This is a genomic window from Microbacterium lacus (assembly GCF_002812805.1).
Lineage (GTDB): Bacteria > Actinomycetota > Actinomycetes > Actinomycetales > Microbacteriaceae > Microbacterium > Microbacterium lacus_A.
Genome location: NZ_NMUM01000030.1, coordinates 80,116 through 100,461, shown reverse-complemented (window position 1 = coordinate 100,461; position 20,346 = coordinate 80,116). Strand labels below are relative to the sequence as shown.

20 protein-coding genes and 1 pseudogene are annotated in these 20,346 nt (G+C 67.8%); 12 read left to right on the top strand and 9 right to left on the bottom strand.

The window, feature by feature from the left end; all coding sequences use genetic code 11:
• Positions 1-42: 42 nt before the first annotated feature.
• The 6 genes and pseudogenes from CGU34_RS10495 (at position 43) to CGU34_RS10470 (ending at position 5,939) form a co-directional block, all read left to right on the top strand.
• Positions 43-828 (top strand): ADP-dependent NAD(P)H-hydrate dehydratase, encoded by a 786-nt coding sequence (locus tag CGU34_RS10495; protein ID WP_332870623.1) that lies wholly within the window; start codon positions 43-45, stop codon positions 826-828.
• A gap of 35 nt (positions 829-863) precedes the next feature.
• A complete protein-coding gene (locus CGU34_RS10490; RefSeq protein WP_232711636.1) occupies positions 864-2,132 on the top strand; it encodes a hypothetical protein in 1,269 nt (422 codons plus the stop codon).
• 14 nt (positions 2,133-2,146) lie between these two features.
• Entirely contained in the window at positions 2,147-2,485 is a 339-nt protein-coding gene (locus tag CGU34_RS10485) for a thiamine-binding protein (protein WP_036302000.1), read from the top strand.
• A gap of 104 nt (positions 2,486-2,589) precedes the next feature.
• Positions 2,590-3,852, top strand: a complete 1,263-nt coding sequence (locus CGU34_RS10480; RefSeq protein ID WP_036302027.1) for an MFS transporter — start codon at positions 2,590-2,592, stop codon at positions 3,850-3,852.
• Between the two features lie 65 nt (positions 3,853-3,917).
• Positions 3,918-5,248, top strand: a pseudogene (locus tag CGU34_RS10475) (TrkH family potassium uptake protein).
• Positions 5,241-5,939 (top strand): potassium channel family protein, encoded by a 699-nt coding sequence (locus CGU34_RS10470; protein ID WP_036302002.1) that lies wholly within the window; start codon positions 5,241-5,243, stop codon positions 5,937-5,939. The pseudogene CGU34_RS10475 and the gene CGU34_RS10470 overlap by 8 nt, the downstream one beginning before the upstream one ends.
• A gap of 21 nt (positions 5,940-5,960) precedes the next feature.
• On the opposite strand, the gene metX is transcribed toward CGU34_RS10470, so the two are convergent.
• Positions 5,961-7,166, bottom strand: a complete 1,206-nt coding sequence (gene metX / locus CGU34_RS10465; protein ID WP_036302003.1) for a homoserine O-acetyltransferase MetX — start codon at positions 7,164-7,166, stop codon at positions 5,961-5,963.
• A 258-nt stretch (positions 7,167-7,424) separates the two neighbouring features.
• Positions 7,425-8,747, bottom strand: a complete 1,323-nt coding sequence (locus CGU34_RS10460; RefSeq protein ID WP_100814063.1) for a bifunctional o-acetylhomoserine/o-acetylserine sulfhydrylase — start codon at positions 8,745-8,747, stop codon at positions 7,425-7,427.
• A 289-nt stretch (positions 8,748-9,036) separates the two neighbouring features.
• Here CGU34_RS10460 and CGU34_RS10455 point away from each other — a divergent pair, with 289 nt between their 5' ends.
• The 4 genes from CGU34_RS10455 to CGU34_RS10440 all read left to right on the top strand — a co-directional run bounded on the left by CGU34_RS10455 (position 9,037) and on the right by CGU34_RS10440 (position 11,710).
• Positions 9,037-9,822 (top strand): SDR family oxidoreductase, encoded by a 786-nt coding sequence (locus tag CGU34_RS10455; RefSeq protein ID WP_100814062.1) that lies wholly within the window; start codon positions 9,037-9,039, stop codon positions 9,820-9,822.
• Positions 9,823-9,891: 69 nt separating this feature from the next.
• Positions 9,892-10,386, top strand: coding sequence for a phosphoribosyltransferase (locus CGU34_RS10450; RefSeq protein WP_100814061.1), 495 nt, complete (start codon positions 9,892-9,894; stop codon positions 10,384-10,386).
• Positions 10,387-10,390: 4 nt separating this feature from the next.
• Entirely contained in the window at positions 10,391-11,083 is a 693-nt protein-coding gene (locus tag CGU34_RS10445) for a uracil-DNA glycosylase (RefSeq protein ID WP_100814060.1), read from the top strand.
• Positions 11,084-11,092: 9 nt separating this feature from the next.
• On the top strand, positions 11,093-11,710 hold the full coding sequence (locus tag CGU34_RS10440; protein WP_100814059.1) for a GNAT family N-acetyltransferase: 618 nt from the start codon (positions 11,093-11,095) through the stop codon (positions 11,708-11,710).
• Positions 11,711-11,872: 162 nt separating this feature from the next.
• On the opposite strand, the gene CGU34_RS10435 is transcribed toward CGU34_RS10440, so the two are convergent.
• From CGU34_RS10435 to CGU34_RS10410, 6 genes are all read right to left on the bottom strand, one after another.
• Positions 11,873-12,673 (bottom strand): ABC transporter ATP-binding protein, encoded by an 801-nt coding sequence (locus tag CGU34_RS10435; protein WP_036302014.1) that lies wholly within the window; start codon positions 12,671-12,673, stop codon positions 11,873-11,875.
• Positions 12,670-13,491: an ABC transporter ATP-binding protein gene (locus CGU34_RS10430; protein ID WP_036302016.1), complete on the bottom strand. Its 822-nt coding sequence runs from the start codon at positions 13,489-13,491 to the stop codon at positions 12,670-12,672. Before CGU34_RS10430 ends, CGU34_RS10435 begins: the two co-directional genes overlap by 4 nt.
• Positions 13,488-14,405: an ABC transporter permease gene (locus CGU34_RS10425; protein WP_036302029.1), complete on the bottom strand. Its 918-nt coding sequence runs from the start codon at positions 14,403-14,405 to the stop codon at positions 13,488-13,490. Before CGU34_RS10425 ends, CGU34_RS10430 begins: the two co-directional genes overlap by 4 nt.
• 56 nt (positions 14,406-14,461) lie before the next feature.
• Entirely contained in the window at positions 14,462-15,412 is a 951-nt protein-coding gene (locus CGU34_RS10420) for an ABC transporter permease (protein WP_036302018.1), read from the bottom strand.
• Complete coding sequence (locus CGU34_RS10415; protein ID WP_100814058.1) at positions 15,409-16,920, bottom strand: ABC transporter substrate-binding protein; 1,512 nt, start codon at positions 16,918-16,920, stop codon at positions 15,409-15,411. The genes CGU34_RS10420 and CGU34_RS10415 overlap by 4 nt, the downstream gene beginning before the upstream one ends.
• Positions 16,921-17,121: 201 nt before the next feature.
• Complete coding sequence (locus tag CGU34_RS10410) at positions 17,122-18,060, bottom strand: alpha/beta fold hydrolase (RefSeq protein WP_036302037.1); 939 nt, start codon at positions 18,058-18,060, stop codon at positions 17,122-17,124.
• A gap of 115 nt (positions 18,061-18,175) precedes the next feature.
• On the opposite strand from CGU34_RS10410, the gene CGU34_RS10405 reads away from it, so the two are divergent.
• Both CGU34_RS10405 and CGU34_RS10400 read left to right on the top strand, forming a co-directional pair.
• On the top strand, positions 18,176-18,676 hold the full coding sequence (locus CGU34_RS10405) for a carboxymuconolactone decarboxylase family protein (protein ID WP_036302039.1): 501 nt from the start codon (positions 18,176-18,178) through the stop codon (positions 18,674-18,676).
• Positions 18,673-19,392, top strand: a complete 720-nt coding sequence (locus CGU34_RS10400) for a tyrosine-protein phosphatase (protein WP_036302041.1) — start codon at positions 18,673-18,675, stop codon at positions 19,390-19,392. Before CGU34_RS10405 ends, CGU34_RS10400 begins: the two co-directional genes overlap by 4 nt.
• Before the next feature lie 181 nt (positions 19,393-19,573).
• Here CGU34_RS10400 and CGU34_RS10395 read toward each other — a convergent pair whose 3' ends face one another.
• Positions 19,574-20,341, bottom strand: a complete 768-nt coding sequence (locus CGU34_RS10395; RefSeq protein WP_157811279.1) for an HNH endonuclease signature motif containing protein — start codon at positions 20,339-20,341, stop codon at positions 19,574-19,576.
• Positions 20,342-20,346 lie beyond the last annotated feature (5 nt).

Below are 20,346 nucleotides of genomic sequence, written 5' to 3'. Positions count from 1 at the left end.
CCAACGGACGACGATGATAAGTATTCCCGCGGCGTGGTCGGAATGCGAACGGGCTCGGCCCGGTACCCGGGCGCGGCGGTGCTCGGTGTCGAGGCCGCATGGCGCGCGGGCGCCGGGATGGTGCGGTACGTCGGACCGGATGCCGCGGCATCCCTGGTGCTGGCACGGAGACCCGAGACGGTGCGTGGAACGGGCCGGGTTCAGGCGTGGGTGATCGGGTCGGGAATGCCCGCTCGCGGGACCGACGGCGACGCGGATGAGGATCCGGGCTTCGCCGACATCCTGGGCGGTGCGGAACCGGTCGTCGTCGACGCGGGAGCACTCGGCGTCGAAGGAGCGACGGCGCCATGCGTGCTGACCCCGCATCGGGGAGAACTGGCCCGCCTGCGGGTGAAGCTCGGGCTCTCGCGGGAATGGTCGGATGACGCATCCGCCGCTCGCGAGACCGCCGCCGAGACGGGCGCAACGGTGCTGCTCAAGGGTGCGCGCACGTGGGTTGCGACACCGGGCGGATGGCTGGGGTTGGTCGAATCCGGGGCGCCCTGGCTCTCGACCGCGGGCACGGGCGACGTGCTGGCCGGTGTCGTGGGTGCGCTGGTCGCGGCGCGCAGTTCGGCCGCGATCGACGACCCCGAGACCCTCGGGCCGCTGGCGGTATCCGCGGTGTGGCTGCACGGTGCTGCGGGTCGGATCGCCTCAGGACTGCCGCCGCTCGACGACGGAACCGATCAGCCGGAACGCCGTCGGGGCGCCGGGCGGGGACATCCGCTCGTCGCGCTCGAGGTCGCCGAGGCGATCCCGGCCGTCTGGGCGCTGTTGTCGCACTGACGTGAGCGCAGGGGACGCGCGCTTAGGATGAGCGGGTGTCGGGTGGGCTGTGGCGGGAGTGGATGAAGCACCGCACTGTCTTGTGGGTCGCCTTCGCCGTCGTGCATCTGGTCGTCGCGGTCTTTGGCTGGGTTCTGCCGAACCAGCCCATGGGCGACGTCTACCTCGTGTACGAACCGTGGGCCGACGCCGCGGTCGATGGGCGCGAGATCGTCGGTATCACGACGCCGTTCGTGTATCCGCAGCTCGCGCTCGTGCCCATGATTTTCGCGCGTGCCCTGGCGTGGCTCGGCGGCTACATCATCGCGTGGTCGATCCTCGTGACGGCACTGAACGCGATCGCGTTCGCCCTGCTGATCGGACGCGCCCGGTCTCGTGCCCGCGTCTCCGCCGCCTGGTTCTGGCTGGCCTACGCGCTGCTGCTCGGGCCGATCGGGATGTATCGGATCGATGCCGTCACCGTGCCGTTGGCCGTTGCCGGTCTGCTGTGGCTCGCGGGTCGGCCCGCCGTGGCGACGGCGCTGCTGGCGGTCGGGACCTGGATGAAGATCTGGCCGGCCGCACTCATCGCCGCGGCCGTGGTCGCCCTTCGTCGGCGCCTGACCGTGATCGCCTCGGCCGCCCTCGTCACCGCCCTCGTGCTCGGTGGGATCATCGTGCTCGGCGGCTCGGGCCATGCTTTCGACTTCATCGGCGAGCAGACCGGACGGGGTCTGCAACTCGAGGCGCCCGTCAGCACCTTCTATCTCTGGCAGGCCGTCGCGGGGGTTCCGGGTTCTTTCGCGTTCTATGACAACGACATCCTGACCTTTCAGGTGACGGGTCCGAACGTCGACATCGTGATCGCCGTGATGACGCCCCTGCTGGCGGCGGCGGTGGCGGGGGTCGCCGGGCTGGGCGCGTACAAGGCCTGGCGTGGTGCGTCATACGTGCGTCTCATGCCGCCCCTCGCGCTCGCCGTGGTTCTCGTGCTGATCGTGTTCAACAAGGTCGGCTCGCCCCAGTTCCAGACCTGGCTGATCGCGCCGCTCGTCCTCTGGATCGTGCTGGATCGGACGCGCGCGAGCACGGTGGCCGCGTTGTCGCTGGTCAGCGCCGCGCTGACGCAGGTCGTCTACCCGATCGTTTACGGCGGGGTGCTGAACACACAGCCCGTCCCGGTCGCTCTTCTGACCGCTCGGAACGTCATCACGATCGTTCTGCTCGTCTTCACCGTCACGGCACTCGTTCGGGTGCCGACTCGCTCCGCGGCGAAGATCAACGCGCGCAAGCGCGACCTTCGCCGGTTCGTGTCCGCTCGCTGATCCTCGGGAGAATCATGCTCATTGCCTTTTCAGTAGCCCCCAGCGGAACGCCCGGCGGCTCGTCGGACTCCGGCGCCGCTGCGGATGGCTCGGTTCACGACGCGGTCGCCGCCGCGGTGCGCGTCGTGCGTGACTCCGGACTGCCGCATCGCACGAGCTCGATGTTCACCGAGCTCGAGGGGGAGTGGGATGAGGTCTTCGATGTGGTGCGTCGGGCGACCGAGGCCGTGATGCCGTTCGGATCGCGTGTGTCTCTCGTGCTGAAGGCCGATATCCGGCCCGGCTACTCCGGCGAGATCGACGGCAAGATCGAGCGGCTCGAGCGGGCGCTCGACGAGTCCGCCGGCGCGTAGCCGAAGCATCCGTTCCTCAGAGACTCGCTAGGGGAGTGGCTCCGTTCGAATCGTTTCGAAACGCGGGATAGGATCGCTCGGTGACATCCGCAGCGCCTTCCGATATCGGCTCATCTCGCGTCCCGTCCCGACGGGTCGCCACCTGGGCACTCATCTCGCTCGCGGTCGGCAGCTTCGGAATCGGCATGACCGAGTTCGTCATCATGGGTCTGCTTCCCGAGATCGCACGTGATCTGCTGCCGAGCGTCTGGGCGAATTCGCCGGACGACGCGATCGCCCAGGCTGGGTGGCTGATCTCGCTCTATGCGCTGGGCGTGGTCGTCGGGGCGCCGACGATCTCGGGGCTTGTGGCCCGTTTTCCGCGCAACCGGGTGATCGTGGCTCTGGCCGCCGCGCTCACGCTTTTCACCGTGCTCACGGTCATCGCCCCCACATTCGAGCTCGTCGCTCTGTCTCGCTTCTTCGCAGGCCTGCCGCATGGCGCGTTCTTCGGGATGGGCGCTCTCATCGCCGCCGATGTGCTGGGACCCGGCAAGCGCGCGAAGGGCGTCGCGATCGTGCTGATGGGCCTGACGGTCGCCAACGTCGTGGGCGTGCCGGTCGGCACGTTCCTCGGGCAGGCGAGCGGATGGCGGCTGGCTTTCCTCGTCGTTGCCGCGATCTTCGCGGCCGGCACCGTGATGGTCTGGGTGTTCGTGCCTGCTCACACGGGGGATGCAGGGCGCACCTTCCGGGCCGAACTAGCTGTCTTCCGAATTGGCCAGGTGTGGCTGACGCTCGCGATCGGCGCCATCGGATTCGGCGGGTTCTTCGCGGTGTACAGCTACATCTCACCCCTGGTCACCGAGATCTCGGGCAGCCCTCTGTGGGTCGTGCCGATCGTGCTCGTCGTGATGGGCGTCGGGATGATGGTCGGCAACCTCCTCGGCGGGGTACTGGCCGACAAGAATCTGCGCGCAACCCTCATCGGGGGTCTCGCGGTGCTCGTAGTGGTGCAGGCGCTTCTGGCGGCGACCGCGGCGTACATCGTGCCGCTCATCGTCTTCATCTTCCTCATCGGCGTTGCGTCCGCGGTCACCAGCCCGGCGATCCAGACGCGACTCATGGATGTCGCGGGTGACAACCAGACGATCGCCGCGGCCCTCAATCACTCGGCCCTCAATATCGGCAACAGCCTCGGTGCCGCCCTCGGCGGCGTCGTGATCGCGCTCGGGTGGGGCTTCGTGATGCCGTCGTGGGTCGGTGCGACGCTCGCCGCACTCGGTGTGGGCATCGCCGTTGTCGCTTTCGCGCTCGAGTCCCGTTCCACCGCGAGCGTCCGGCGGACACTTCCGGAACCCGCGACGGGGAGTACAGTCCTGCGGTGAGGAAGAGAACGCCGGCCGCGGCGGCAGCGCGCGGTCGGACGGCGGGGCGGGGTCGGCAAAAGGGACTGTCGCGCCATCACCTGCAACCCGCCCAGGCCGTCGTGCTCGGGTTCGCCGCGGCGATCGCCGTAGGTACCGCTCTGCTCATGCTCCCGATCGCCAGAGTCGGGCCGGGCGGGGCGAGCTTCGTCGAGGCGCTCTTCACGGCAACGAGCGCCGTGTGTGTCACCGGGCTCATCGTCGTCGATACCCCGGTTTTCTGGACGGGCTTCGGGCAGGTCGTCATCCTGGTTCGGATCCAACTCGGCGGCCTGGGCATCATGATCTTCGCGGCCCTGATCGGGGTCGTGCTGGCGCGCAAGATGTCCGTCCGGTCGCGGCTGAACACCGCAGCCGAGGCGAAGACGCTGGGCTCGAGGACGTACGCGGGCTCGTCCGCCGCATCGTCCTGATCTCGGTGATCATCGAGGCCGGCGCGTTCATTCTGCTCTTCCTGCGGTTCCTCCTCGGCTACGGCTACACCGTGGGCGAAGCCGCCTGGTTCGCCCTGTTCCACGCGGTCTCGGCCTTCAACAACGCGGGGTTCGCGCTCTACAGCGACAGCCTGATGGGCTTCGTGAGCGATCCGTTCATCTGCCTGCCGATTTGTGCGGCGATCATCCTGGGCGGACTTGGCTTCCCCGTGATCATGCAGCTCCGCCGCGAGTTCCGTCGCCCGCTTCATTGGTCGATGAACACCAACCTCGTGCTGGCGGTCACCGCCGTGCTACTCGTTGCAGGAACCGTCTACATCACGGCTGTCGAGTGGAGCAATCCCGAAACCCTCGGCGGACTCGACCCGTGGTCGCGCGTTCTCGCCGGATTCTTCCAATCGGTGCAGACCAGGACCGCGGGCTTCAACTCGGTCGACGTGGGTGACATGCATGACGAGACCTGGCTGGGCATGGACGTCCTGATGTTCATCGGTGGCGGCCCCGCGGGAACCGCGGGCGGCATCAAGGTGACGACGTTCGCCGTGCTGTTCTTCATCCTCGTGACCGAACTGCGCGGTGAGGGTGCGGTCAACATCTTCGGCAAGCGCCTCTCTCGCGCGGTTCACCGTCAGGCGATCACGGTCGTCCTGTTGGCCGTTGCCGCGGTGATCGCGGGCACCGCGCTCATCATGTTCTTGAGCGGCGAGAACCTCGACAAATCCCTGTTCGAGACGGTTTCGGCGTTCGCGACGGTCGGGATGTCGACGGGCATCACCGCGTCCCTGCCCGAGAGCGCGCAGGTCGTCCTGGTCATCCTGATGTTCCTCGGCCGCATCGGCCCACTCACCCTCGGTCCGGCCCTTGCGCTCCGCGAGCGACGGATCCTGTACGAACTTCCGAAAGAAAGGCCGGCCATTGGCTAAGTTCCCGCAGTTCGGCGCCAGCGAACGATCGCGGCGCATCGCCGAGGCGGACTCGGTCGCCGTGATCGGCCTCGGCAGATTCGGACGTTCGCTCGCGCTCGAGCTCATGGCATCCGGCACCGAGGTGCTCGGCATCGACCTCGATGAAGACATCGTCCAGTCCCTCAACGGCGAGCTCACGCAGGTCGTGCGCGCCGACTCCACCAAACGCGAGGTGCTGCACCAGCTCGCGATCGACGAGTTCGACCGCGTCGTCGTGTCGATCGGCGGGAACATCTCGGCATCCATCCTGACCTGTTCCGTGCTGCTCAATATGGACATCCCGGTGATCTGGGCCAAGGCCGTCAACGACGAGCACGGGCTGATTCTGGAGCAGCTCGGGGTGCACAAGGTGATCTATCCCGAGAAGGACATGGGCCGCCGGGTGGCACACCTCGTTCGCGGAGCGGCCCTCGACTTCATCGAGATCGCGCCGGGCTACGCGATGGTCAAGGCTCCCGTACCGGCATCGATCCAGGATGTTCCACTCGGCTCGACGGGACTGCGCAAGTCCCACGGGGTCACGATCGCGGCCTACCAACACGACGACGTGTGGGATAACGCGGACAATCAGACCGTGCTGCGCGAGGGCGACACGATCCTCGTGGTGGGCAAGACGCGTTCTGCGGAGGGTTTCGCTCAGCTGCGATAGGAGCGCCGGCGGCCGCGCCGACTAGTCCTCGAGCAGTCGTCGCAGGTGCGCGCCGACGACGTGTGTCTCGATGAGGAACCCGTCGTGCCCGTAGTCGCTCGTTATGACGCTGGGGGAGTTTCCGTCGAGCGTGTTCGGGATCGCGCGGGCGATCCGTTCCTGTCCTTCGACGGGGAAAAGACGATCGCTGTCGATTCCGAGCACGAGTGTTCGTGCGGTGACCTGTGCCAGGGCCTGTTCGACGCCGCCGCGATCGCGCCCGACGTCGTGGGAGTTCATCGCCTCGACAAGACGGACGTAGCTGTTCGCGTCGAAACGGCGGGTGAAGCGGTTGCCATGGAAGTCGAGATAGGACTCGACCGCGAAGCGTCCGCCGTGACCGAGGGGGCTCACTCCCGACTGCCATGACCGCTGGAATCGCTGGTTGAGCTCGGTGGGGCTGCGGTAGTTCAGCAGCGCCATGCGTCGGGCGAGGGCGAGTCCGCGATGCGGGCCGTCCCCGTCGCCCGCGTCGTAATACTCACCGCGCTGGAATCGTGGGTCGATGGCGATCGCGTCGAGCTGCACCGAGTTGAGCGCGATCTGATCGGCGGTGTTGATCGGCGGAGCCGCAATGATCGCCGCGCGGGCGACACGGCTCGGAAGTCCTGCGGCCCACTCGAGGGCGTGCATTCCACCCATCGAGCCTCCGACGACGCCCGCCCACACTTCGATGCCGAGCTCGTCGGCGAGTTGCGCCTGGGCTGCGACCTGGTCGCGGATCGTGACATACGGGAAGCGCGAGGCCCACTCGTAGCCGTCGGGCGCGATGCTCGCGGGGCCGGTCGACCCCTGGCATCCGCCCAGCATGTTGGGTGCGACGACGAACCAGCGGTCGGTGTCGATTGCGGCTCCGGGGCCGACGATGTCGGACCACCACCCGTCGGTGGGATGCCCCGGCCCCGCGGGACCTCGGACGTGGCTGTCGCCCGTCAGGGCGTGCAGGATCAGGACCGCGTTGTCGCGCGCGGCGTTCAGCTCGCCCCAGCTCTCGAAGGCCAGGCGAAAGCTCGGAAGCTCGGCGCCGCCCTCGGTGCGGAACGGCCCGAACGCGGCGAAACGTCGGTCGCCGACGGGGTCGCCGTCGCGCCACGCACCGGTCGCGGGCGGTCGGCCCAGCAGCATGCGCGCATCGGCCTCCGTCACCGGCATCGCCGGATAGGTGTCCTCAGAGCTCTGCCAGTCCATCCGTCCATTCTGACGTGCCCCGCGTCGTCGGGGCGGACACGTTACGTCACCCCACCCCACCTACCGCGCGAGGGTGCCCGTTCTGACCGCGAGGGTGCCCGTTGTGTCGGTCGACGAGGGTGCCCGTTTCGGCGCCGTCTCGCTCGACAACGGGCACTCTAGCGCGTGGAACGGGCACCTTCGAGCGGGACGAAACACGGATGCCCCGGGCGCGTCCCCGACGAGGGGGATGGGCCCGGGGCATCCGGTGACGCGAAATTACGCGCGCGCGGCCTCCGAGACCCTGCGGGCCGCGGCAAGCGCCTGCTCGAGGTCGGCCTTGAGGTCCTCGATGTTCTCGATGCCGACCGAGAGGCGCACGAGACCGGGCGTGACGCCCGCCGTGAGCTGCTGCTCGGGGGTCAGCTGCGAGTGCGTCGTCGATGCGGGGTGGATGACGAGCGAGCGCACGTCGCCGATGTTGGCGAGGTGGCTGAACAGCTCGAGCGAGTTCACGAACTCGCGGCCCGCCTCGACCCCACCCTTGAGCTCGAACGACAGCACCGCACCGACGCCCTTCGGCGCGTAGGTGTTCGCCGCGGCGTACCAGGGCGAGGACGGCAGGCCCGAGTAGTTGACCGACGCGACATCCTCGTGGTCTTCGAGCCACTCGGCGATCTCTTGCGCGTTCTGCACGTGACGCTCGATACGCAGCGACAGCGTCTCGATGCCCTGGATGAGCAGCCAGGCGCTCTGCGGCGCGATAGAAGCGCCGAGGTCGCGCAGCAGCGTGACGCGTGCCTTGATGATGTACGCGAGCGCGTCGCCGACGGCGGTGGTGTAGCTGGCGCCGTGGTACGACGGGTCGGGCTCGGTCAGGCCGGGGAACTTCTCGACGTTCTTCGACCAGGCGAACGTGCCGCCGTCGACGATGACACCGCCGATGACCGTGCCGTGACCGCCGAGGAACTTGGTTGCCGAGTGGACGACGATGTCGGCGCCGTGCTCGAGCGGGCGGATGAGGTACGGCGTCGCGATCGTGTTGTCGACGATCAGGGGCAAGCCGTTCTCGTGAGCGACGCCCGCGACCTTCGCGATGTCGAGGACGTTGATCTTCGGGTTGCCGATGGTCTCACCGAAGAACAGCTTCGTGTTCGGGCGGACGGCGGCGCGCCACTCATCGGCATCGTCCTGGTTCTCGACGAACGTGGTCTCGATGCCAAGCTTCGCGAGCGTGTACTTGAACAGGTTGTACGTTCCGCCGTAGATCGACGAGGACGAGACGATGTGGTCGCCGGCCTGCGCGATGTTCAGGACCGCATACGTCTCGGCGGCCTGGCCGCTCGCGACGAGAAGGGCACCGGTGCCGCCCTCGAGCGCGGCGAGGCGCTGCTCGACGACGTCCTGCGTCGGGTTCATGATGCGCGTGTAGATGTTGCCGAACTCGGCCAGCGAGAAGAGGTTCGCGGCGTGCTCGGTGTTGTCGAAGACGTACGACGTCGTCTGGTAGATCGGCGTCGCGCGTGCCTTCGTGGTCGGGTCGGGCTGTGCGCCCGAGTGGACCTGCTTGGTTTCGAAGCGCCAGTTCTCCGGTGCGGACATGATGGATACTCCTGTAGTTTGCGGGGCGCGGCGGGTGTCGCGTCTGTAGCGAGGCTACGGATGGACGGATGTCTCGACAACGGTCGGGAAATGTTACGTAATACAATCCGGCGGCGGTCTGGATCCGGAATCCGTCCCGGCCGACGCGCGCCCGCCGATGTCCCAACTCTTCACGCCACAGCGCCGCATGGGGTGAAAAGGTGGGACATGCGCGCGGTGCGCGGGTGCACGAGCCTCGGACTGGCGTCCGGGGTTCGTCCACCCCGTCGGGGCGGACTAGCGTGGGTCCGTGGCAAACAGGCGTGCGGTTGTGACGGGTGCGAGTTCGGGAATCGGGCGGGCGACCGTGGTGGCTCTCCGCGAAGCCGGGTGGGATGTGGTCGGTGTGGCTCGCCGCGCCGAGCGTCTCGCGGAGCTCGCGCACGAGACGGGCGCCGAGGTCTTCGCTGCTGACCTGACGAACCAGGCCGACGTCGATGCGCTCGCCGGGTGGCTCAGGGGCACGGGGCCCGTGAATGCGTTCGTTCAGATCGCCGGTGGGGCCCGCGGCACGCAGCGGGTGGAGGACGGCGACCCATCCGACTGGACGTGGATGTACGAGGTCAATGTGCTCTCGACACAGCGTCTCGTCGCCGCGCTGCTTCCCCTCATGCGCGAGGCCGCGACGGAAGACGGTCATGCCGATGCCGTTTTCGTGACGTCCACGGCGGCGCAGGTCGCCTACCCCGGTGGTGCGGGCTACAACGCAGCGAAGGCTGCCGAGGCGATGCTCGTGCACGCCCTGCGCCTCGAACTCAACGGCGAGCCGATCCGCGTGGTCGAGGTCGCACCGGGCATGGTGCACACGCCCGAGTTCACCCTTAATCGGTTGGGCGGCGACTCGGCGGCGGCGGATCGCGTGTACGACGGCGTCGAGGCACCACTCGTCGCCTCGGACGTCGCGGATGTCATCGTCTACGCGATGAACGCTCCCGCTCACGTCAACCTGGATCTCGTGACGATGCGCCCTGTGGCGCAGTCCGCGCAGTACCTCCTGGCGCGTGGATCGCTGCGGGTTCGCGCGGACCGCGAGTGATCCCCGGCGCAGCGCGAGACGGAATTGACACGCACGACGACGGCATGAGCCGGGAAGGAGTCACCCCGCATGGGTGAGTACACGGGAGAGCGCGAGCACCTGACCTGGGACGGCTTCGGCGAGGCATGTCGGGATCTCGCCCGCACGATCGTCGCCGACGGTTTCGTCCCCGAAGTCGTGGTCGCGATCGCCCGCGGCGGCCTGTTGCCCGGCGGCGCCATGGCGTATGCCCTCGGGGCGAAGAACTGCGGCGCCCTGAACGTCGAGTTCTACACCGGCATCGGCACGGTCCTGGATGCCCCCGAACTCCTGCGCCCCGAACTCGACATGGAGTACCTCGCCGGGCGTCGCGTGTTGCTCGTCGACGATGTGGCCGACAGCGGTCGGACTCTCGCGCTCGCCGTGCGCCTGCTGACTGAGCGCGGCGCGGACGTGCGTTCGGCGACGATTTACACCAAGCCCGGTTCGATCGCGATGCCGGACTACTCCTGGCGCGAGACCGCCCTCTGGATTGACTTCCCGTGGTCGTGGAAGGGTTCGGTCATCGAAGAGGATGCTTCCTGATCCGATGGCTCGCTCGCTCGCGCAACTCGCCGACGACGGTCTGATCGATGCGGGCTGGGCCCGCGCGCTCGAACCCGTCGCCCCTGACATCGCCGCTCTCGGGGAGAGACTGCGTGCCGAGGTCGCCTCGGGACGCGGCTATCTACCCGCGGGGGATCGCGTTCTGCGTGCGTTTCAGCGTCCCCTCGATGCCGTCAAGGTACTGATCGTCGGGCAGGACCCGTACCCGACGCCCGGACATCCGATCGGCCTCTCCTTCGCGGTGGAGCATGATGTCCGCCCCCTCCCGCGGAGCCTCGCGAACATCTACAAAGAACTCGACAGCGATCTCGGCATCCCACCGGCGCCGCACGGCGACCTGTCGGCGTGGGCCGATCAGGGGATCATGCTGTTGAACCGTGTGCTGACCGTCGCGCCCGGCGCGTCCGGGTCCCATCGTGGCTGGGGCTGGGAGAAGGTCACCGAGCTCGCGATCCGCACGCTCGCGGCGCGTAATAGGCCACTCGTCGCGATCTTGTGGGGGAGGGATGCCGCGAACCTTCAGCCGATGCTCGACGCGACCCCGATCATCGAGTCGCCGCATCCGTCGCCGCTGTCCGCTTCGCGCGGATTCTTCGGATCGAAGCCGTTCTCACGCGCGAACGAGATGCTCGAAAAGGCCGGATCGACCGCAGTCGACTGGCGTCTGCCCGCGTAGGCTGGCGGGATGCTGGAGGAGGAATACGATCGCGATCGCCGGAAGCTGCCGCGGCACCTGCGCAAGCCTCCGCAGCCCGAACCGATGTTCACGTACGAGATTCGCCCCGTTGAAGATCGCGACATCCCCGATATTCGCGAGATCTACAACTACTACGTCACCAACTCGGTTGTCACCTTCGATGAGAAGAAATGGACTCTCGCGCAGTGGCGTGACAAGGTCGCTCTCCTCGCGACAGCCGGGCTCCCCTTCCTGGTGGCGCAGTCGCCGTCCGGCCAGATCCTCGGGTATGCGCTCGTGCAGCCGATGTCGTCGAAGTCGGCCTATCGGTTTTCGGTAGAGAACTCCATCTACCTCGGGCACGCCGCCGCGGGCAAAGGGCTCGGTAGGGCGCTGTCGGAGGCGCTGATCGAGGCGTGCGAGCAGGCGGGGATTCGCGAGATCGTCGCCGTCATCAGCGATAAGGGTGCCGAAGCATCCGTCGCTCTCCACGAAAAGCTCGGCTTCGTCGAGGTTGGTCGGATGGGCCGGGTCGGCTTCAAGTTCGGCCGCTGGCTCGGCACGATCTATCTGCAGAAGTCCCTCTCACCGAAGAAGAAGAACAAGCGCGGACTGTTCCGTCGCTGACCCGCGTGAGCGCGGCGGGTGGGCTGAGCCTCGGCAGGCAGCCCCAGCGAAGTGGGACATCCGATCCGACGATGTCCCATTTTCTTCCGCTATGCGGCTGTCAGAGCGGGCGAAAGTGGGACGCGCATCCCAAAAAGTGGGACATGGTGCGTGGCGGCGCGGTCAGATTCCCGGATCGATGATGGGGATCGAGTCGAGCAGGCGCCGGGTGTAGGCGACCTGCGGCTCGAGCAGCACCCGCTCGGTCGGCCCTTCCTCGACGATCCGTCCGTCCTTCATGACGACCACGGTGTCACACACGTTCTGCACGACACCGATATCGTGCGAGACCAGCAGCAGCGCCATGCCCTGTTCGTCCCGGAGCTTCTTCAGCAGCGCCAGGATCTGCGCACGGACCGTGACGTCGAGGGCTGACAGCGGCTCATCCCCGACGAGGAGGCGGGGGCCGTGCACGATCGCGCGCGCGAGGGCGATGCGCTGGCGCTGACCCCCCGAGAACTCGTGGGGGAAGCGTTCGGCCATCCCGGGTTCGAGTCCGACAAGATCGAGTACCTCGCGAACGCGCGCGCGGCGGTCGCCCTCGATGCCGAGCGCCCAGAGCGGTTCGCCGACGATCCTGCCGACGCTCATGCGCGGGTCGAGCGACGAGTACGGATCCTGGAACACGATGCCCGTGCCCCGCCGTAGCCAGTGCAGATCGCGAGCGGATGCCGAGGCATCCACGCCCCGTCCCTCGAAGGACACGCTGCCGGACGTCGGCGTATCGAGCGCGAGCAGCAGCCGCACGAGGGTGGACTTGCCCGATCCCGATTCGCCGATGATGCCGACGGATTCGCCCGCGCGCACATCGATGTCGGCGTCCTCGAGCGCGGTCGTCACGCGGCGCGGATCGAACAGGGTGCGCCGGGGCAGGGCGTGTCGGCGGGTCAGGCCGCGCCCGGTGAGCAGAACGTCGCGGTTCATGACGCATCCTCCGCCCCGCGGGCTTGCGCCTCGCGTTGATCCGCCGAGCGCCACACCGTCGCCGTGGCATCCCGCAGCAGTCCCTGCGTAACGGGGGAGCGCGGTGCCGTCAGCAGTTCGCGGACGGGGGCCGACTCGACGACGCGCCCGTGTTCGAGCACGATGCCGTGCGTGGCGATCTGCGAGAGCACCGCCAGATCGTGGGTGATGAACACCAGCGACATCCCGTCCTCGTCGACGAGAGTGTGCAGCAGGCGCAGGATCTCGGCCTGAATCGTCACGTCGAGCGCCGTCGTGGGTTCGTCGGCGATCAGGAGTCGCGGCCGGCACGCGAGCGCCATCGCGATCGCCACGCGTTGCAGCTGACCGCCCGAGAGCTGGTGGGGGTAGCGCGGCAGGAGCTGCGGGGGATCGGGCAGCCGAACACGTTCCGCCTCGGTGAGGGCGCGCTGCCAGGCCTCGCGCTTCGACGCGCGCTCGTGGATGCGGATCGACTCCGCGATCTGGCGCCCGACCGTGCGGATCGGATTGAGCGCGGCTCGGGGTTCTTGGAAGACGATGCCGATGTCGTCGCCGCGCAGCTGAGCGAGTTCCCGATCCGGCATCCCGATCAATTCGCGGCCGTCCCAGACGATACTGCCGGATGCCTCGGCTCCCTCGGGCAGCAGCCCCAGGATCGCAAGGGCGGTCAGCGACTTGCCCGATCCGGACTCTCCGATGAGTCCCAGGCGAGTGCCGTCCGGAACGTCGAACGAGATGCCGTCGACGACACGATTACCGTCGATTTCGATGACGAGGTCACGCACCACGAGGCTCACGAGATGACCTCCGGCATGTGGGTGCGCGCGCGACGAGCTGAAGGGCCAGCTTCGCGGCGGGTTGACCCGCGGGCTTCGCGCAGGGTGGGGTCGGTGGCCTCGCGGATGGCATCGCCCAGCAGGTTGAGCGCGAGCACCGTAATCGTGATGACGAGCCCGGGCCAGACGACCGAGAGCGGGTAGACGGTCAGGAACCCCTGCAGATCGGCCAGCAGCCGACCCCACGAGGGTTCGGTGACCGAGGCGCCGAACCCCAGGTACGACAGCCCCGCCTCGGCCAGTACGGCGACCGCCATCGACCACGACAGCTGCACGATGAAGACGGGCGCGACGTTCGGCAGCAGATGGCGGCCGAGGTTCTGCAGGGGGGTCAGCCCCGATGCCTTGCCCGCCATGACGAAGTCGCTGCGCAGCACACGTCGCAACTCCGGTCGCATGACCCGGGCGATATTGACGCCGAAACCGATGCCCACCGCCCACACCACGATCCACAGGGAGCCACCCCACACGGCGGAGATCATCATCGCGATCAGAAGGACGGGGAAGGCGATGAGGATGTCGACCAGCACCGCCACGGTCTCACGAACCCAGCGCGCCGTGAGCGCGCCGAGGGCTGCGAGCAGAACGCCGAAGACGGTGGCCACGATGCCCGCGCCGACGGCGACGAACACCGTCGTTCGCGCGCCGGCCATGATCATGCTCAACATGTCGCGGCCCGTGTTGTCGGTGCCGAGCAGGTGCGGCCAGCCGGGCGGCGCCCAGCGGTCGGTGATCTCGACGCGTTGGGGGTCGAACGGGGTCCAGACGAGCGAGACCGCCGCGGTAAGCACAACGAGCCCAACGACGATCAGGCCGAATCGGCCCGTCGACTGGCGCCACAGGCGACCGAGCGCGCTGCCCCGCCGCTTTCGCACCCTCTCGCCGGTCACTGTCGTGTGGGTCACAGCTGTGTCGGTCACTCTTTTGTTGGTCACTGGGCCTCCCGCTGCCGCGGGTCGAGCACCCGGTGGACGATGTCCACGACGAACCCGAGCAGCAGCACGAAACCTGTCAGGACGAGTAGCTCGCCCTGCACCTTCGGCAGATCACGCGCCCCGACATCTGCCACGAGCATCCGTCCGATCCCGGGCAGGGCGAAGAGTTCTTCGATGATGACGGAGCCCACGATGATGCCGGCGACCTGGAGCGCGAGCACCGTGATGACGGAGAGGCCGACGCTGGGCAGACCATGGCGCAGAAGGGCCTGGGTGCGGGTGAGGCCCTTTGCGGCTGCGGTCCGCACGAAGTCTTCACCCGCGGCCTGCATCGTGGCACTGCGGACGAAGCGCAGCAGCAGTGCGCCCTCGACGATGCCGATTGTCAGGGCAGGGAGCAGGAGCGAACGGAAGGCGGCGCCGGGGTTGCCCCACCCCTCGCGCGGGAAGCCCTGAGCGGGCAGCCATCCGAGCCATACCGCGAACACCACGACGAGCATCATGCCCGCCCAGACGACCGGCACGGCGGCCAGCGCTTGCGAGCCGACGTTGATCGCCGTCCCGCCCGCACGGTTGCGGCGGATGGCCGAGAGCACACCGAGAGGCAGGCTGAACAGCAACGCGATGAGAAGCGACATCAGCCCCAGGGGCACGGTGACATCGGCCTTTTGGACGAGCTCGGTGACGACGGGCGCCCCGGTGATGAGAGAGGTGCCCAGATCGCCCCGCAGCAGACCGCCGATCCACTCGAGGTACTGCGCGACGACGGGTTGATCGAGGTTCAGCCGGTCGCGGATAGCGGCGACTTGCTCGGGCGTGCCCTGCGCGCCCGCGATCAACTGCGCGACGTCACCCGGGAGCACCCTGAGGGTGGCGAAGATGAGCACGCTGGCAACAAGCAACCCCGCGAGGAGCAGGAGCAGCCGTGTCAGCGCGTACCGGATCAATCGGAGCTCTTACCCAGCCCCGCGACGTTGAGGCGCTCGTTGACGTTGGTTGATGGCATTCCCGAGACATTGCTGCCAACCGCGAGGACGGACTGGCCGTTGTACAGCCAGTCGGCCGCCATGTCTTCCGACACCAGGCGCGCGGCCTGGCGCAGCAGGTCGGCCGCGGTCTCTTCGTCCAGCGAGGCGACGGATGCAGCGTACAGGCGCTGCACCTCGGGGTTGTCGTAGGTGAAGTAGTACTCCGGGTTCGCCCAGTTCTCGAAGTCGCGCGCCTCGGTGTGCAACACGAAGCTCAGGTCGTAGTCCTGATTGACGTAGACATCCTGCAACCACGTCGCGAAGTCCACCGAGTCGACGGTGAGCGTGATGCCGACATCGGCGAGCTGCGAGACCAGCACCTGCGCGATCGTCGTGGGGTAGAACGACGGAATCGTCAGGGTCAGCTCGAGGTCTTCCTCGCCCGCTTCGGCGAGCAGTTCCTGCGCCGCCTCGGGATCGAACGGTGCGACATCGGAGAGGTCTTCGTAGCCCGGGTCGAGCTCGGGGATCGGACCGTAGAGGGTCTCGCCGGCGCCCAACGCCTCGATGATCGCGTCATGGTCGATGGCGCGGCGGATCGCTTCGCGCACGCGGACATCGTCGAGCGGCTCCGCACGCGAGTTGAACGCGAGGGTGCCCTTGTCCGTCGAGGGGCCCGTGACGAGGGCGAAATCGCCGTTCGCCTCGATCTGCTCCTGGAAGTTGGCGTCGAACCCGGTCAGCACGTCGACCTCGCCCGCAAGGGCTGCGTTGAGCGCTGCCGTGCTGTCGGGGATGTAGTCGAAGACGACCTCGGCTGCCGCTGCCGGCTCGCCCCAGTAGCCGTCGTAGCGGGCGAGGGTGATGCTGTCGCCCTGGCGCCAGTTGGCGAGCGTGAACGGACCCGTGCCGTTCTCGGCGGTGTTGAGGTCGGTGGCATCGCCCTCCTTGAACACGAGGCCCGCGCGACCCGTGAGGGTCCAGAGCAGCGTCGAGTCGGGCGCAGCAAGGGTCAGGACCACGTTCTGGCCGTCGGCGGTGATCGACGTGATGCCGGCCAGGCGTCCCGAGTCCACGAATGCGGGGTTGTCGCGTGCCGTGGTCAGCGAGCTGACGACATCCTGCGGCGTGAGGGGCTCGCCGTTGTGGAAGGTGACGCCCTCGCGCACCGTGAAGCTGTAGGTCAAACCGTCTTCGGACACCGTGTAGTCGCTGGCGAGCGAGGGGACGATCTCTTGTTCCGGGGTGCGGGCGATCAGGCCCTGGTAGACGTTGTCGACGAGCACCTGGTCGAGGGCAGCGCCCGACGTCTCGCGGATGTTGAGGTTGCTGGGCTCGAGCACCAGGCGCACCGTGACGGTGGCGCTGGGCTCGGCCTCGGCAGCGGGCGTCGACGGGTCGGGTTCGGCGCCGCCGGAGCAGGCGGACAGGACGAGGGCTGCGGCCGCGAGCGTTGCGGCGGCGAGCAGTGCGGGACGGCGGAACATGGGGGAGGTCCTTTCGCAGGTACCGCGGCGTCGGATTGCTGTGCGAGCGCCGCGGCTGGAAAAATTCTCAGGGTGCGTCAAATCTCAGAGTGCGTCATTGCTGCGATCACCCAGCCTAGAGCGCTCAGCCGGATGCTTCTGACCTGACGGCTTTGTATAACGACACAACCGCCTCATACGTTCCCGGCGTGAGGTATCGGCTCAGTCGGCGATTCGATCGCGCACGAGGTTCGCCAGCTCCACGGGGATGTTCTCCTGGACGTTGTGGCCGGCTTCCACATTGACGACGGATGCGTGGGGCAGGCGCTGTTCGAACTCCGCGAGGTTCGCCGGGGACACGTACCCCTGCGTCCCGCGGATGAGCATCAGCGGGACGCGCGCGGCTGCGAGGTCGTCCCAGCCATGGCCGCCGAGCACCGGTTCGCGCGCGGGCGCGGCGGCGTCAGGCTCGGTGGTCCCGGAGGAGGTGGGCGCGAGTGCCGTCGCGGCCAGGCGGGCCATGTGGTGCTTCCACTCGACACGGCCGTCGGGGCGCACGCGGCTGTTCAGGTAGACGCCGCGCTCGGTGGCACGGCGGTCGCCGCCGAGGCCGAAAGCCATGGCCCGGTCGACGAGCTCGTCGCGGGTTGCGTAGTCGGTCGGCCCGGAGAAGAACTCACGAAGCACCGCGGGTCCCTCGCCGGGGTCGATTCCGGGGGTGACGTCGACCAGGACGAGCGATTCGACGAACTCCGGATGCGCCGCAGTCCACGCCGCCGCGACGATACCGCCGAGAGACTGGCCGACGAGCACCTGAGGGGCATCCGTCCACGCATCCAGAGCGGCGGCGATGTCGGGCGCGATCGTCCGCGGCCGGTAGTCGGCGTCGTCACGCCACGACGAATCGCCGTGGCCGGGCAGGTCGATCGCCAGCGCCGGGATGCCGAGGGCCAGGATCGTGGTATCCCAGGTGTGGGCATTGAGCCCGGCGCCGTGCAAGAACGTCACCCGCGGGCTCTCGGATCCCCAGCGCAGCGCACTGAGGCTGCGTCCATCCTCGAGCGGGATTGTGAGGCGCTCGTGCGCCGTCTCCGGTGTCGCGATTCCTGCGGCCTCGGCCTGCTCGGCGACGAAAGAGAACTCGTCGAAAGTGTCACTCATCAGGGAGGGTCCTCTACGGCTCGGAAGCGCGGTCGTGCCCATTCTGCCGCCGTTCGCGAGGCGCGGCGAATTTCGGACCGGGTCGCATGGGGCGGTGCGCGGATAGAATGGGGTCATGACTCAGCCGCGGGTGCACCTCTCCCGCGCGGAGCCCACCGCCTTCCGCGCACTCGATGCGTTCTCGAAGGCTGTCGGCGCCATAGCCCGTGAGAACGGGATCGACCAGCGTCTGCGCGAGATCGTGCTGCTGCACATCTCGCAATTGAACGGATGCGCCTACTGTGCGCGGATCCACGTGGCACGTCTGATCGAAGCCGGTGGCACGGCCGACCTCGTCGCGCAGTTGCCGACGTGGGAAGAGTCGGGTGTGTTCTCGGAGCGGGAGCGAGCGGCTCTCGAACTCGCGGAGGCTTTCACGTTCATCCACGAGGGCGGCATCTCCGACGAGGTCTACGACCGCGTCGGTGGCATCCTCTCCGAGAAGGAGTACACCGCCATCAGCTGGTTGAGTGTTTCCATCAACGCGTTCAACCGGGTGGCCATCGCCGGCCGGTATCCCGTGCCGCCGCTCGAGACGGATGCGGCCGAGGGTTCTGCGGGCGTGAGCACGGCGTGAGCGATGCGTCCCTCGTTCCCGGAGTACTGAACTTTCGGGACACCGGTGGTCTGCCCGCCGACGGTGGAGTTACGCGACACGGCGTCTTGTTCCGATCCGGCAACCTCGCCGCCGTCGCCGATCCGGGCCGCGCGGCTCTCGGAACCCTCGGGCTGAGGCGTGTCGTCGACCTCCGTGCGGACGACGAGGTCGAGCGCTCGCCGAGTCTCGGGACCGAGTCCGCACAGACCGTTCGGGTGCCGTTGTTCCACGGTTCGGTGGGTTCGTTCTTCGCGCAAGATATGGATCTCGACGCCATGTACGGGCAGATGATCGATGCGTCGGCCGCGCGGGTCGTCGAGGTCGTGCGCGCCATCGTCGAGGATCAGCCCGTGCTCGTGCACTGCACCGTCGGCAAGGACCGGACCGGCGTGACCGTTGCGCTCACCCTGCTCGCGGCGGGCGTCGATCGCGACGCCGTCATCGCCGATTACGCGCGAACCGAGATGTTGCTTCCGGAGAAGCGCAATCGTGAGGTCGTCGAGCGGATCCGCGCCGTGCACCCCGAGGCCGTCAACATCGAGCAGCTCGCGACGCGTTCGCCGGCACCGGTCATGCAGCGACTTCTCGAGCGGTTGGGTGAGCAGTACGGGTCGCCGGTCGGGTTTCTCGAGGCGCACGGGCTCGCGGATGACGAGATCGTCGAACTGCGCCGCGTGCTGGTCGCCTCGTCCTGACCCTCGACCTGGTTGCCGGTCGAATTGGTGGGCTGACGTTTCGTCTCGCTGCGCTCGCTCAACGGGCGGGTGCTCGTTCGTTGAGCGAGGAGCGTAGCGACGAGTCGAAACGTCAGTGCGTGCGTGCGTTTCGGCTCGCTGCGCTCGCTCAACGGGCGGGGATGGTGTTCACGGGCGTCGGTCAGAAGGGGATGAGTTCGAGGGGGTCGAATTCGACGTTGTCGTATTCGATGTCGTCGGGTTCGAGCTCTTCGGGCACTCGCGTGATTGTGTCGGGTGCCCATGGTTCGGGTATTTCGTGTTCGGGGTCGGGGGCGAATTCGATGGTGCTGATGGGTGTGTCGAGGTAGACGCGTCCGGTGGGGCTGGTCCATTCGAGGACCCCGCCGGGGAGTTGTCGGACGGTCCAGGCGGTGTGGTGTTTGAGCATGTGATGTCTCTCACAGAGCAACGCGAGGTTGTATTCGCAGGTCACCCCGCCGTGGGCGTGATCTGTGGTGTGGTCAACATCGCAGCGTTTCGCGGGCATCCGGCATCCGGGGAACCGGCAGTGCTGATCCCTCACCGCGAGGTGTCTTCGTTGTTGTTCGCTGGGTCGGTACCTGTCAACGGCAAGGACTTGACCGGAGATGGGGTGGGTGAGGATCCGGTCCCACCCGGCCGCTCCCGCGGTGAGCATGCACGCCGTTTGCGGGTCGACGGGGGAGTGCCCGACGAGGAACGCGGTCTCATAGGGGTCCGTGATCCGCTTCTCAATCAAGTTCATGACCGGGACGGTGATCTGCACGCTCGCACGGATCGCGCCGAGGTCGGTGGGACCGCCATCGTGGGCGGTGGGTGCGGCGGTAAGGAGCAGGTCACCGAAGATGTCCGCACGGATCTGATCCGTCGTACGGATGTCGCCGGCGGGTTCGGCTTCTGCCTCAACCCCTGCGAGGGAGCCTGTCAAGTTGT